Below are 12,841 nucleotides of genomic sequence, written 5' to 3'. Positions count from 1 at the left end.
GCGGCCGGACGCAACGCAGCGACCGGCGCAGGCCCGACTCCGGCTTGCTGGTCCGGCGTCGCAGCCACCTCCGCCGGGCTGTCGGGGGGCGGGGGGCCACGTGTCTGGAATTGGTACTCATCGCACAGCCATCCGCCGTGCCGGTGGCAGCGCGGCGGTGATGCGTGCGAGCACGCCGTCCCAGCTGAACCGCTTCACCGCATCCTCCCGGGCGGATTCGCCGAGCCGTTGCCGGAGGCCCGGGTCCTCTGCGAGCCTGGTGAGGGCGGCGGCGAGCGGCTCGGTTTCTCCCGGCGGCACCAGGAGCCCGGTGCGGCCGTCGTCCACAATGAACGGGATCTGGCCCGCGGCGCTCGCGATGATCGGCAGCCCGGCGGCCATGTATTCGAAGACCTTCAGCGGGGAAAAGTAGTCGTCCGTGCCAGCGGAATCCGAAGGGTACGGGGCTGCCGCGGCGTCGCATTCGGCCAGGAGCCCCGGCACGTCCGCGGGCGGCACCGCGCCGGTGAACTGCGCGTCCAGGCCAAGCATGCCGGCGAGGCGTTCAAGGTCTGCGCGGCCGGGCCCGTCGCCGATCACTTTCACCCTCCAGCGGCGATCCGGCTCCGCCGTGTGCCCATTGGCGAGGGCCACCGCGTGCATCAGGCAAGGGACCCCGTGCCAGGGTTTCAACGTTCCCACGAAGGCCACGGTGAGGTGATCAGGGTTCCGCCGTCCCGGGGGGCGCGGAGTGATCCGGCCGGTGTTGACGCCGTTCGGTGCCAGCACAGTCCTGGCAACGGGGACCCGGTCCCGGACCCAGCGGACCACCGGTTCCGAGACGCAGGCCACGACGTCGGCGGTTGCTGCGTTGCGTCGGAGCACGGTGTCAGCCTTCCTGACGTCCAGCAGCTGGCGGTAGCGCTGTTGTTCCTCGATCAGCGGGGCATTGACTTCGAGGACCGACGGTATGTCAAGGACGGGGGCAAGGACCGAAAGGGCCGGGCTGAACAGCGAGTAGCGCTCGTAGACCAGACCGCAGCCCTGGCGGAGAACCTCGTCAACGAGGGACAGTGCGGCGTCCTGGATGGCCCGTTCACGCGCGGGTCCCGGGGCGGATTCGGGCCGCACTTCGACGACGTCGAGATCCTCTAGATCTGCCGGCCGGTTGGTTCCCTTGCGGGTGCAGTAGACCGTGACGGTGGCACCGGCATGTCGAAAGGCCCGGACGATTTCCTGGACGTGGACGGAGGAACCCTTCATCCCGAACACGGGCACCCCGGGGTCCGCGCAGACATAGGCCACTCGCATCAGGCGACCCTCCGTTCCGGAAGGGAGAGGGATCGCAGGAGTTCGGCCTGGCGGTGCACGTCGAAGTCGTTCTCGATCAGGGTCCGGGCGTTGCGGGCCAGGGCCAACCGGGCCGCGCCCGGGGAGGCGAGCGCCTTGATGGCCCGGGCCAGGGCGCCGGGGTTTCCGGGCCGGACCAGGATTCCCGTGGTGCCGGTCTTGACCACCTCGGGGATGCCCGTGACCGTCGTGCTGATGCAGGGGACGCCGGTGGCCATGGCCTCCAGCAGCACAGTCGGCATGCCGTCCGCGTTGCCATCGGCGCCGACGACGCAGGGGGCGACAAACACATCGGACGTGTGGAGCAGCTCGTGGATCTGGTCCTGGGTCTGGGCGCCGAGCAGCCGCACGTGCCCGTCCAGCCCGAGCCGATCGATGGTGCTTCCCAGTTCCTCGGCCAGCATTCCCGTGCCGGCAATGCGCAGTTCCAGTTTGAAGCCCTGCTCCACGAGTAGGGCCGCAGCCGGCAGCAGATGCTGGAAGCCCTTCTTCTCCACCAGCCGGCCCACCGCTGCGATCCGCACGGTGCTTCCGAGGGGCCGCGGATCACGGTAGGGGAAACGTTCCAGTTCCAGGCCGTTGCGCACCAGATGGAGCCGGGACGTCGACGTCGGGAAGGTGCGGCGAAGGTAGCGCAGGTTGAAGCGGCTGATGGTCACGGCATGGTGGGCCTGCTCGAGTTTGACCCGCAGCTCCTCGTTGTCCACCGACTCATGGAAGATGTCGACGGCGTGGGCCGTGAAGGAATACGGGATGCCCGTAATGGCGGAGGCCAGCCGCGCCACGCTGGTGGACCCCGTGGCGAAATGGACGTGCAGGTGCCGGATATTGCGGTGCTGCAGGGCAACGGCAAGGTTGATGGCCTGGACGGCGTCGTCCGGTTTGGCGGCAGCGAGTTCGGCAAAATTCCGGGCCACGGCGTCCGTAAGCCCTGCCTCGCCGGCCGCGCGGAAGAAGTCCCATACCTCGGACGTCTTTGGCGAGCGTCCGATGTAGGTCACCGGCGCCCGGACCCTGGCCAGTTCGGGATGGAACCGGGGATCGTCGGGCGGCCGGAGGGAGAATATTTCGATCCGGTCACCGGCGGCTTCGCGCGCCAGGATCTCGGAAACGATGAACGTTTCCGAGAAGCGCGGATACACCTTGAGGACGTAGCCAATCCCCGGATCAGACGGCAACACGGGACGCACCGTCTTTCGCAACGGCGGCTGTTTCAGCCTCGTCGGCCTGGAACATGGGCCGCATCAACTCTGCGGCAAGCTGCGGGACGCGGATCAGCCCGTCCAGGACGGCCCGGCGCCGGTCCACCTTGGTGCCGAGCCGCGTGGCAAGCCAGCCGGCGAGGAAGTCCGGAGTCAGGGTGCCGATGTCCTGCTGGTCCAAGTAGCCGGCCGCCGCCAGCGAGGCCGCCCGGATGCGCTGCTCGGCCCGGCACTGGTTGCGCGGCACGATGAGGGCGGGGATGTCGGTGCTCATGATCTCGCAGACCGTGTTGTAGCCGCCCATCGCGATGACGGCGGCGGCATGCCGGATGTGGAAGACGGTGTCGTCGACGGAGGGAACAACCCTGACCCCAGGGCCCGCGTGGCGTTGGAGATCGCTGAGTTCCTCGGCTGGCATCTGCGGACCGGCCACAATCAGGTGCCCCAGCCCCGCGGGCACCGCCGCGGCGGCCGCGATGCTGGCCAGGGCGTGGCCGTCAGAGCCGCCGCCGACTGTGGTCATGACGTAGGGTCCGGGCATGCAGCTGGTCCCGGAACCGGCCGGCCGGCCGGATGCAAGGTAGCCGGTGTAGTGGATCAGGTTCCGCAGGGCGAAGGGGATTTCGCCGGCCTCCACGGGGTCGTGCACGGCAGGATCGCCGTAGACCCAGATCGCGTCGAACAGGGCCTTGACTACGCGGGGTCCGCCCATCAGCGCCCATTCGGAGAAGGCCGCGTCAGGGGAGTCCAGGACTTCGCGGAGCCCGAGCACCACGCGGACGCGTCCGGCGGAGCGGGCGTGCCGGAGCGCAGGTGCCAATTCGCCGTGCACACCGGTGGCGTGCCGGTCCACAATCACCAGATCCGGGTGGAGGCCATCGAGGGCAGCCTGCAGCAGCCGGGAGCGCAACGCAATGAGTTCCTGCATGGGTACGTCGAGGTTGCGTGGCCCGTAGCCTTCGGGGTTCTTCTTGATCCCCGGCAGCAGGAGCCAGTCCCAGCCCTCCGGGGCGCGGAACGCTGGTGCGAGCGACGTTCCGGTGATGAGGACCCCGGTAACCGCGCGGCCCGTGAGCCCGGGAAGTTGATTGTTCAGTGCGTACGCCAAGGCAAGGTTTCGGCGTACGTGCCCCAGCCCCACAGAATCGTGAGAATAAAGAGCTATCCGTATTGGCTGCACTCGTATCCGCCCCCGTACCCGCGGTTGCCCGGCAGCTCAACCAAGATGACGGATCCTGCCGGGGGTGGTTGATCCTAAGAACCAGCGTGCCCGGCAAGCGTGAGGAATGGATGAGGGGAGGATGAAGGATTTCTCATGAACTGCAAGTGACGCGATTCTTAACGATTCCTAACACTGGTCACCGGGGCTGGGGACGGCGGTGGCGGTTTCGGCCTCACAGCCTGGCGACCACGGACTGCAGCGGGATCCGGATCATGAACGTGGCGCCCCTACCGTAGTCGGAGTCGACGCTGGCAGTGCCGCCGTGCGCCTCGGCGATGGCCGAGACAATCGCCAGGCCCAGTCCCGAGCCCTCCTGGCCCCGGCCGGGGCGGGCGCGGCCGAAGCGCTCGAAGATCCGTTGCTGGTCCTCCAGTGCGATCCCGGGCCCGGTGTCCCGGACCCACAGCAGCAGGGTGTCCGAGTCCGGCAGCACCGAGCCGTCCGGCGCCGTCGAAGGTTCCACCCTGGCACCGAGCGCGATCGTGGCGTCGGGCCCGGTGTATCTGACGGCGTTGGCCACGAGTTGGGCGAGGGCCTGGGTGAGCCGTTGCGGATCGGCGTCCGCAACGCAATCGGAGGTTTCGTCGATGACCCAGTTCCGGTCGGCGAGGACATGGACTTTCTCCATGACCTGGTGGAGGAAATCGGTCATGGGGACGGACTCCCTGCGGAGGAAGTCCGGGTGGCCGGCGTTGGCCAGCAGGAGCAGGTCGTCAACGAGCCGCTGCATCCGGTCCACTTCCTCAAGCAGCATGTCCCGGGTGGCCGTCACGTCCTCCGGGTCCTCGACGGAGACCAGTTCGAGGTGTCCCCGGAGAATAGTGAGCGGCGTCCGGAGCTCGTGGCCGGCGTCGTCCAGGAATCGCTGCTGCTCCTGGGCACCCTCATCCAGTCTTTCCAGCATGGTGTTGAACGTCTTGGCCAGCAGTGTCACGTCGTCAGTGCCGTTGCGCACCTCAACGCGCTGGGTGAGGTCCTCATGGCTGACCACCTGGGTGGCTTCGCGCAGCCGGCGGAGGGGGTTCAGCAGCCGGCCGGCCACCACGCTGCCGAGCAGCGCCGCGGCCACCAGCGTCCCGGCGGCCACCAGCGCATAGGTGTTGATCGAGGCCACGAGGTGTTCCTGCGTTTCGCTAATGTCCCGGCCGATCAGCAGGTACGTCCCGATCCGTTCGCTGGGACCCTTCACGGGCATGACCACGGTCCGGAACGGACGCCCGTTGGCCGTGAGGTCGCCGAACGCGGTGCCGGAGGCGTTGCTCAAGGCAATGGCCACGGGATACATGGCCTTGTCGAGCAAGTCCTGCTCGGGGCTTCCGTCCACGGTCCAGTCCACCTTGCCGTCGATGATCCCGGCCATGACCTCATTGCTGCGCGGCTCGAGGTCCTCCGCGGCCTTGTGGAGTCCCTTGTCGAAAGACTCCTGATCCTTCCTGCTCTCCTGCGGCACCAGTTTGACCACTGCGTTGGCTTTCTCCAGCAGGGCCTGGTCCACCCTGGCCTCGGATTCCTGGAACTGGACGGCAAAGGTGATCATGCCGGCGGTCACCAGCCCCACCAGCATCATGCCCAGCATGGCTGCGACAACCCGGAAGCGCACCGATTGGATCTTCGAGATCCAGCCGGACCGGTCGGCGTCTCCGTTGGACGGGGACAAGGAGGGAGCACGCGCGGGGACCTGCGGCGTGGACACGGGCGGCGCTGGCTGCCCGGTTTCGCGGATGGGGCTGGCGGAGGAGGTCACTGTGTCTCCTTCCTAGTTAAGGCGGTAGCCCGCGCCGCGGGCTGTGACGATGTGGGCGGCCCCGATTTTCTGCCGCAGCTGCCGGACGTAGACGTCGACGACGTTGGACGTGCCGTCGAAGTCGTAGCCCCAGACGTGGCTGAGGAGCTGCTGGCGGCTCAGGATCTGCCCCGGATGGTGCAGGAACATTTCGGCTAGGGCGAATTCGCGGGCGGAGAGTTCAACGGTTTTCTCGCCCACCTTCAGGGTGCGGGTGTGCAGGTTCAGCTCCAGCGAGCCGTAACGGACGATGTTGCCGACGGGGGGATCGTCGTTGTCCCCATTGCGCACGCGGAGCCGGATCCGCGCCACAAGTTCCTCGAAGCGGAACGGTTTGACCATGTAGTCGTCCGCGCCGCCCTCCAGCGCGGCAACGGTGTCGGCGGCCGAGCCCCGGGCAGTGAGGAAGATGACGGGAATGCCCACCTGCGCCGAGCGCAACACGGACAGAACGGTGAAGCCGTCCAGCCGTGGCAGCCCCACGTCGAGCAGCAGCAGATCGAACTCGCCGCTGGAGGCGTAGTCGACGGCGGTGACCCCGTCGGCGACCACGGTGGGCGCAAAGCCGGCTGCGCGCAGGCCCTTTTCGATGAACCGGGAGATGCGTTCTTCGTCTTCGGCAATGAGGATGCGGATCACGGGAGCCCTCAGGGATTGCCCAGCTCGGGACCGGTAGTGCGGCGTCTCCTGCATGAGCACTGGGAGGAAGTCCGAGGCCCCAGCAGCCTCGATACGCCCGGGATGCGGGCGTCGCGCAACCCCTCCAGTGGGGGCTGCGGTCCGTGCGGTACGTCCAAGGCGGCCGTCATGGCGGTTTGCTGGCGGGTGCCGCCCCGGCGGTCTCCTCTTCCGCGGGGCCACCTCCGTGATTCGTTCGAAGGCTGGACATGTGGTGCTCCTGCAATGGCTGCCCTACCGTGCTTTTTTGCGGAGGGCTGCTGGGCCGCGTCGTCGGCGCGTGGCGATGATCCGGTTCTTTCATCCTGCCCCCGCATGGCGCCCCGCGCCACCCCTTGGTGCAAGGTTTCCGGGATTTCCTCACAGCTCCTTCTCAGGTCCACGGTCACCGGCAGCTTGTCCGGCAGCTTGTCCGGCAGCCTTTTCTGGCAGCTTGTCCGGCCGTTTTTTCTGGACGGGCCCGGCGCCGGACCAACCCCCAGCCAGCGGACGTAAACTGACGTTCACATCACCGTGCGTGAACCATGGCTGGGAGACCGGATGCTTTGGAAACTGCTTGTTGAATACCTGCGCCCGCACCGCCGGCTCCTGCTCGCCGTCGTCGTCTTCCAATTGGCGGCGTCCATTGCCTCGCTGTACCTGCCCACCCTGAACGCGGACATTATCGATCAGGGCGTGGCGAAGGGGGACACGGACTACATCCTGCGGATCGGCGGGGTGATGCTCATGGTCACCCTGCTACAGATCGCCTGCACCATCGCCGCCGTGTACTTCGGTGCGAAGGCCGCGATGGCACTGGGCCGGGACGTGCGCGGAGCGGTCTTCACCCGGGTTGCGGAATTCTCCGAGCAAGAGGTCACCCGGTTCGGCGCCCCCAGCCTCATCACCCGGTCCACCAATGACGTCCAGCAGGTCCAGCAGCTCGTCCTGATGTCCGCCACGCTCATGGTCACCGCGCCCATGCTGAGCATCGGCGGCGTCATCATGGCCGTCCGGCTGGACGCGCAGCTGTCCTGGCTGATCGCGGTCAGCGTGCCGGTGCTGCTGGTGGGGGTCGGGTTGATCATCATCCGGATGGTCCCGCTCTTCCGGCTCATGCAGACCCGGATCGACACCGTCAACCGGGTGCTGCGCGAACAGCTCACCGGCATCAGGGTGGTCCGGGCCTTCGTCCGCGAGGACGTGGAGACCGCCCGCTTCGGCCGGGCCAACGAGGACGTCACGGACACCGCCCTGCGCGCGGGCCGACTGATGGCGCTCGCGTTCCCCACCGTGATGCTGGTGCTGAACGTCTCGTCCGTGGCCGTGATCTGGTTCGGCGCGTTCCGGATCGCGGACGGGTCCATGCAGGTGGGCACCATGATCGCGTTCCTGAGCTACCTGATGCAGATCCTGATGTCCGTCATGATGGCCACGTTCATGGCGATCATGATCCCCCGCGCTGCGGTGTCGGCGGACCGGATCGGCCAGGTGCTCGGCACCGAGTCGAGCGTCCGGCCGCCGGATCAGCCGGTCAGCTTCGCCGGCCGCACCGGCCGCGGCGAGCTGGAAATGCGCGACGTCGGGTTCGCCTACCCGGGCGCCGAGTCCCCCGTGCTGAGCGGCATCAGCTTCACCGCCCGAGCGGGAGAGACGACGGCGATCATCGGGGCCACCGGCTCCGGCAAGACCACCCTCGTAAACCTCATGCCGCGGCTTTTCGACGCGACGGCCGGGTCGGTGCGGATCGACGGCGTCGACGTCCGCGAGCTCCACCCGGACCTGCTCTGGGGGCACATCGGCCTGGTCCCGCAAAAGCCCTACCTGTTTTCCGGCACGGTGCGCAGCAACCTGCTCTACGGCAAACCCGACGCCACCGAGGAGGAACTCTGGCGGGCGCTGACCATCGCGCAGGCGGAGAACTTTGTCCGGGAGATGGACGGCGGGCTGGACGCGCCCATCTCACAGGGCGGCACCAACGTCTCCGGCGGGCAGCGGCAGCGGATCGCTATTGCCCGGGCGCTGGTGAAACGGCCCGAACTCTACATTTTTGACGATTCCTTCTCCTCGCTGGACACGGCCACGGACGCCCGGCTCCGGCAGGCGCTCAAGCTGCACACCGCCGGGGCCACGCTGGTGATCATCGCCCAGCGGGTCTCCAGCATCGTGGACGCGGAACAGATCCTGGTGCTGGACAACGGCCGGCTCGTGGCGCGCGGAACGCACGATGAGCTGCTGGAGACCTCGGCCACCTACCAGGAAATCGTGAATTCCCAGCTTGCGGCGGAGGCGGCATGAGTACCACGGACCGCACCGGAACATCCGCCACGCCGGCACCGGCCGCCTCCGGGCGGCCGGCCGGAACCGCCGCCGTCGAACGCATCCCCCGCCCGGCCGGCGGGCCGGGCCGCGGCGGGCCATTCGCCGGGATGAACATCCCCGCGGAGAAGGCGATGAACTTCGGCCCTTCCGCCAAGCGGCTGCTGGGCCAGCTGCACCCTGAGCGGCTGTGGCTGGCGCTGGTCCTGGGGCTCGCCGTCGTGAGCGTGACGTTCTCGGTGATCGGCCCGCGGCTCCTCGGCGAGGGCACCAACCTGATCTTCGCCGGCGTCGTGTCCAAGCAGCTGCCGGCCGGGGTGAGCCAGGCCCAGCTGATCGCGCAGCTGCGTGCCGCCGGGGAGAACCAGAAAGCGGACATGCTCAGCGCCATGACGCTGACGCCCGGGACCGGGATCGACTTCACGGCGCTCTCCATCGTGCTGCTGTGGGCGCTGGTGCTCTACGTGCTGGCGTCGGCGTTCAGCTGGATGCAGGCGTACATTCTCAACGGGATTGTGCAGCGCACCGTGTTCCGGCTGCGCGAGCGGATCGAGGCCAAGATCAATAAGCTGCCGCTACGCTATTTCGACTCGATCCAGCGCGGCGAACTGCTCAGCCGGGTCACCAATGACGTGGACAACATCTCGCAGAGCCTGCAGCAGTCCATCAGCCAGGCGGTCACCTCGCTGCTGACGGTGGTGGGCGTGCTGGTGATGATGCTCATCCTCTCGCCCACGCTGGCCATCATCGCCCTCGTGACCATTCCGCTGACCCTCGTGACGACGGCGGTGATCGCCAAGCGCTCACAGAAGCTTTTCGTGGCGCAGTGGAAGCACACGGGGGAGCTGAACGGCCAGATCGAGGAGACCTACACCGGGCACGCGCTGGTGAAGGTGTTCGGCCGGCAGCGCGAGGTGGAGGAGCGGTTCCGGCAGAAGAACGCGGAGCTGTACCAGGCCAGCTTCGGCGCGCAGTTCATTTCCGGCCTGATCATGCCGGCCATGACGTTCATCGGGAACCTGGTCTACGTGGGGATCGCCGTGGTGGGCGGGCTGCAGGTGGCTTCCGGGACCATGCAGCTGGGCGATGTGCAGGCCTTCATCCAGTACTCGCGGCAGTTCACCCAGCCGCTGGCCCAGTTGGGCTCGATGGCGAACCTGCTGCAGTCCGGCGTGGCCAGCGCCGAGCGGGTGTTCGAGCTGCTGGACACCGAGGAGCAGTCCGCCGATCCGGTGCCGTCTGAGGCGCCCGACGGCGGACGGGGGCGGCTGGTGTTCGAGGACGCCTCCTTTGCCTACTCGCCGGACAAGCCGCTGATTGCGGACCTGAGCCTGGTGGCGGAGCCGGGCCAGACAGTTGCGATTGTGGGCCCGACGGGTGCGGGCAAGACCACCCTGGTGAACCTGATGATGCGCTTCTACGAGCTCGACGCCGGGCGAATCACGCTGGACGGCGTGGACGTCGCTGCGATGTCCCGGCACGAGCTGCGCTCGCGGATGGGCATGGTGCTGCAGGACACCTGGCTGTTCGGCGGGACCATTAGGGACAACATCGCCTACGGCCGGCCCGGGGCCTCGGAGGCGGAGATCATGGAGGCGGCGAAGGCGACGTATGTGGACCGGTTCGTCCGGTCCCTGCCCGAGGGCTATGACACCGTGCTCGACGACGAGGGCGCCAACGTCTCGGCGGGGGAGAAGCAGCTGCTGACCATCGCCCGGGCGTTCCTGGCCCGGCCGTCGGTGCTGATCCTGGACGAGGCGACTTCTTCTGTGGATACGCGGACCGAGGTGCTGGTGCAAAAGGCCATGAGCGCTTTGAGGAGCGACCGGACGTCCTTTGTCATTGCCCACCGGCTCTCCACCATCCGCGACGCCGACCTCATCCTGGTGATGGAGGCCGGACAGATCGTGGAGCAGGGGACGCATGCTTCACTGTTGGAGGCCGGCGGGGCGTACGCAGCGCTGTACGCGGCGCAGTTCGCGGCTCCGGTGGCGGAGGTTTAGCAGGCTACCCATATTCTTTTGCACGTTGGTGCACTTACTCGCATTCTCCTTGACCTTGACGATCAGCCTACTTAGGGTCGAGGTGCTTCGCTGTCCTGCGATCATCAACCTTGAAGCTGAGCGTCGATCCCGCGGCACGGGCACACGGCACCGAGGCCTGTGCTGCGAAGCGCGCCGGGCAGCGCAGCCCGGTCCCGAGAAGGAGCATCGATGAGATCCGGTTCCCGAACATCCATCCTGCTGACGCTGGCCCTGGCCATCACAGCACTCAGCGTGTCAGCCGTTCCAGCCACTGCCGTGGCTCCCCCCTCGCCCGCGAACGCCGCAGCACCGGACGGGACGACGCCGATCCCCACCGTTCAGGGCCCACTGGCATCCACCGCCGAGTCGTACCCGTTCGGGGCGGCCGACCACCAGGAAGTACCCCAGGATCTCTCGAAGCTCGGCTATGACGAGCAGGAATACCTGGTCAGCGGCACCTCGAACGTCTACACCTGGCCGACGTCGGGCCCCGCCCAGGTCCGCACCCCGGACGCCCCGTACACCACCCGTGTGCTGGTCCGGAAACCTGCCAAGGGACAGAAGTTCAGCGGCAATGTGGTGGTGGAGATGCTCAACCCAAGCAATCTGTTCGACCTCAACATCGGCTGGGCAGTCGCCCACGAGCAGATCGTCGCCAACGGCGACGCCTGGGTGGGCATCACCGCCAAGCCGATCGCCGTAGAGGCGCTCAAGAATTTCGATGCGCAGCGGTACGGGTCCCTGTCCTTCGCGAATCCGCTGCCACTCAGCGACCCGCGTAACTGCGGAACGGTGGCCGCCGACTCGTCCCGGACAACGGAGAACGGCCTGATCTGGGACATCTACTCCCAAGTGGGCGCCTGGCTCAAGAGCAATGATCCCGCCAACCCGCTGCGCTACGGATCACCGACCACCCGCGTGGAGCACGCCTACGGCTTCGGCTACTCCCAGACGGGCGGCTTCCTTGTCAACTACATCAACGGCGTGCACCCTCTCGTCGTTAAGTCCGATGGCAAGCCCATTTACGACGCGTACATAGTCGCCGTCGCCGGTGGTGCGTTTGCCGGTGCGTACCCCATGAACCAGTGCGAGCCCGCCCCGCCCGCGGACGACGCGCGCCGGCAGTTCAAGAACGTCGGCGTGCCGATTATGCGGATGATGTCGCAGTCCGATTACCTCAGGGGCATCGGTGCCCGCCGCGCCGACAGTGATGTCCCCGGGGACCGGTACCGGCATTACGAAATGGCCGGTGCGGGCCACGCCACACCGGATGAGCTCATCTTCTCCGCCTCGTCCGCAGACATCATTGCCGCCGGCCGGGCCGTCCCGCCCGCATCCTGCAATGAGGGACCGCGCAGCAGGTTCCCCAGCTCCATCTTCTTCAACGCCGCGCTACGGAACCTGGACCTCTGGGTCCGGGAAGGCATTGCGCCGCCGCGGGCGGAGCCGACCCTTGTCCGCGACGGTGCCCCGGTGCTGGACAAGTTCGGCAATGTGCAAGGCGGCCTGCGCTCTCCGTTCCTGGACGCTCCGACGAGCACCTGGTACGGCACTGCAACCGGCGCGTCCTTCTGCTTCATCGCCGGTTACGAGCGGCCACTCCCGCAGGACGTGATCGACAGCCTGTACCGGAACCACGGCAGCTACGTGAAGGCAGTGAAGGACAGCGTGCGAACACTCGAGCGCCAGTCATTCCTGACCGACTATGACGCCCGCCGGCTCCGGACGGAAGCAGCACAAAGCAAAACCCCCTAAAGAAGATGTCCAGCTAACGCGGTCCTGAGCAGCAGAGGAGGACCCCGCCGCACTGGTGGGGTCCTCCTTCTGCGCCCAAGCCCTCGACAGTGCGAAGGGGCGCGGCTTCATGTGCGCGGTAGGTGTGTCCAGCTGTCCTTTGCCGCGAACGCGAGGATGTCCTTGGTGGATCGCACGAGCCGATCCGGCGTTGACGCCGCGGCATCGACGCAGATGGCTCCGAACAGGACGGGGACTGCTCCTTGGTTCACGCTTGCGGCAGGGCGCGATCGGCCTCACGGCTGGTCGGCATGGTCGCCGATGGTGTGGTGCGGGGCCAGGTCCAGGCGGCGCGCAGGATGAAGGCCAGGATCAGCACCTCGACTCCGATAGTGAGGGCGTAGTAAAAGGCGTAGTCCCAGGACGCCCCTGCCGCGTTGAACACCATGACGGGGATGTACAGCGATGCAACGACGAGGTTCGTGGCGCGGTTCACACGGGCGGGCAGCGTCATGGAGAGCATGATCATCAAGGCCGGGATCGCGATAATCACGAAGAAAATGGACATCAA

8 protein-coding genes and 1 pseudogene are annotated in these 12,841 nt (G+C 67.3%); 3 read left to right on the top strand and 6 right to left on the bottom strand.

The annotated features are described in order from the left end of the window. Nucleotides 1–117: 117 nt before the first annotated feature. The 5 genes from BJG92_RS16025 to BJG92_RS16005 form a co-directional block, all read right to left on the bottom strand. Nucleotides 118–1,290 carry a glycosyltransferase family 4 protein gene (locus tag BJG92_RS16025; RefSeq protein WP_232084977.1) on the bottom strand — a complete coding sequence of 391 codons (1,173 nt, stop codon included), beginning with the start codon at nt 1,288–1,290 and terminating at the stop codon, nt 118–120. Beyond that, nucleotides 1,290–2,510, bottom strand: a complete 1,221-nt coding sequence (locus BJG92_RS16020) for a glycosyltransferase family 4 protein (protein ID WP_232084976.1) — start codon at nt 2,508–2,510, stop codon at nt 1,290–1,292. The genes BJG92_RS16025 and BJG92_RS16020 overlap by 1 nt, the downstream gene beginning before the upstream one ends. Then, nucleotides 2,497–3,639 carry a glycosyltransferase family protein gene (locus BJG92_RS16015; protein WP_232084975.1) on the bottom strand — a complete coding sequence of 381 codons (1,143 nt, stop codon included), beginning with the start codon at nt 3,637–3,639 and terminating at the stop codon, nt 2,497–2,499. Before BJG92_RS16015 ends, BJG92_RS16020 begins: the two co-directional genes overlap by 14 nt. Nucleotides 3,640–3,925: 286 nt before the next feature. Further along, entirely contained in the window at nt 3,926–5,497 is a 1,572-nt protein-coding gene (locus BJG92_RS16010) for a HAMP domain-containing sensor histidine kinase (protein WP_232084974.1), read from the bottom strand. A gap of 12 nt (nt 5,498–5,509) precedes the next feature. Continuing rightward, nucleotides 5,510–6,175 carry a response regulator transcription factor gene (locus BJG92_RS16005; RefSeq protein ID WP_232084973.1) on the bottom strand — a complete coding sequence of 222 codons (666 nt, stop codon included), beginning with the start codon at nt 6,173–6,175 and terminating at the stop codon, nt 5,510–5,512. Between the two features lie 579 nt (nt 6,176–6,754). On the opposite strand from BJG92_RS16005, the gene BJG92_RS16000 reads away from it, so the two are divergent. The 3 genes from BJG92_RS16000 to BJG92_RS15990 all read left to right on the top strand — a co-directional run bounded on the left by BJG92_RS16000 (nt 6,755) and on the right by BJG92_RS15990 (nt 12,291). Next, the gene (locus BJG92_RS16000) at nt 6,755–8,491 is read left to right on the top strand and encodes an ABC transporter ATP-binding protein (protein ID WP_232084972.1); all 1,737 of its coding nucleotides are present in this window, start codon (nt 6,755–6,757) and stop codon (nt 8,489–8,491) included. After that, nucleotides 8,488–10,515 (top strand): ABC transporter ATP-binding protein, encoded by a 2,028-nt coding sequence (locus BJG92_RS15995; protein ID WP_269462084.1) that lies wholly within the window; start codon nt 8,488–8,490, stop codon nt 10,513–10,515. Before BJG92_RS16000 ends, BJG92_RS15995 begins: the two co-directional genes overlap by 4 nt. A 210-nt stretch (nt 10,516–10,725) precedes the next feature. Then, the gene (locus BJG92_RS15990; RefSeq protein WP_232084971.1) at nt 10,726–12,291 is read left to right on the top strand and encodes an alpha/beta hydrolase domain-containing protein; all 1,566 of its coding nucleotides are present in this window, start codon (nt 10,726–10,728) and stop codon (nt 12,289–12,291) included. Nucleotides 12,292–12,538: 247 nt separating this feature from the next. Here BJG92_RS15990 and BJG92_RS15985 read toward each other — a convergent pair. Then, nucleotides 12,539–12,841: pseudogene (locus tag BJG92_RS15985) on the bottom strand (hypothetical protein); the annotation flags it as partial.

Origin of the sequence: Arthrobacter sp. SO5 (genome assembly GCF_020532805.1) — a bacterium.
Classification (GTDB): Bacteria; Actinomycetota; Actinomycetes; order Actinomycetales; family Micrococcaceae; genus Arthrobacter.
The sequence above is the reverse complement of the archived record's forward strand: the minus strand, read 5'-3'. Positions and strand labels throughout refer to the sequence as shown.

What these genes read in the sequence shown, in the direction of transcription:
- BJG92_RS16025 (WP_232084977.1), bottom strand. Translation starts at nt 1,290, where the DNA reads ATGCGAGTGGCCTATGTCTGCGCGGACCCCGGGGTGCCCGTGTTCGGG.
- BJG92_RS15990 (WP_232084971.1), top strand. Translation starts at nt 10,726, where the DNA reads ATGAGATCCGGTTCCCGAACATCCATCCTGCTGACGCTGGCCCTGGCC.
- BJG92_RS15995 (WP_269462084.1), top strand. Translation starts at nt 8,488, where the DNA reads ATGAGTACCACGGACCGCACCGGAACATCCGCCACGCCGGCACCGGCC.
- BJG92_RS16000 (WP_232084972.1), top strand. Translation starts at nt 6,755, where the DNA reads ATGCTTTGGAAACTGCTTGTTGAATACCTGCGCCCGCACCGCCGGCTC.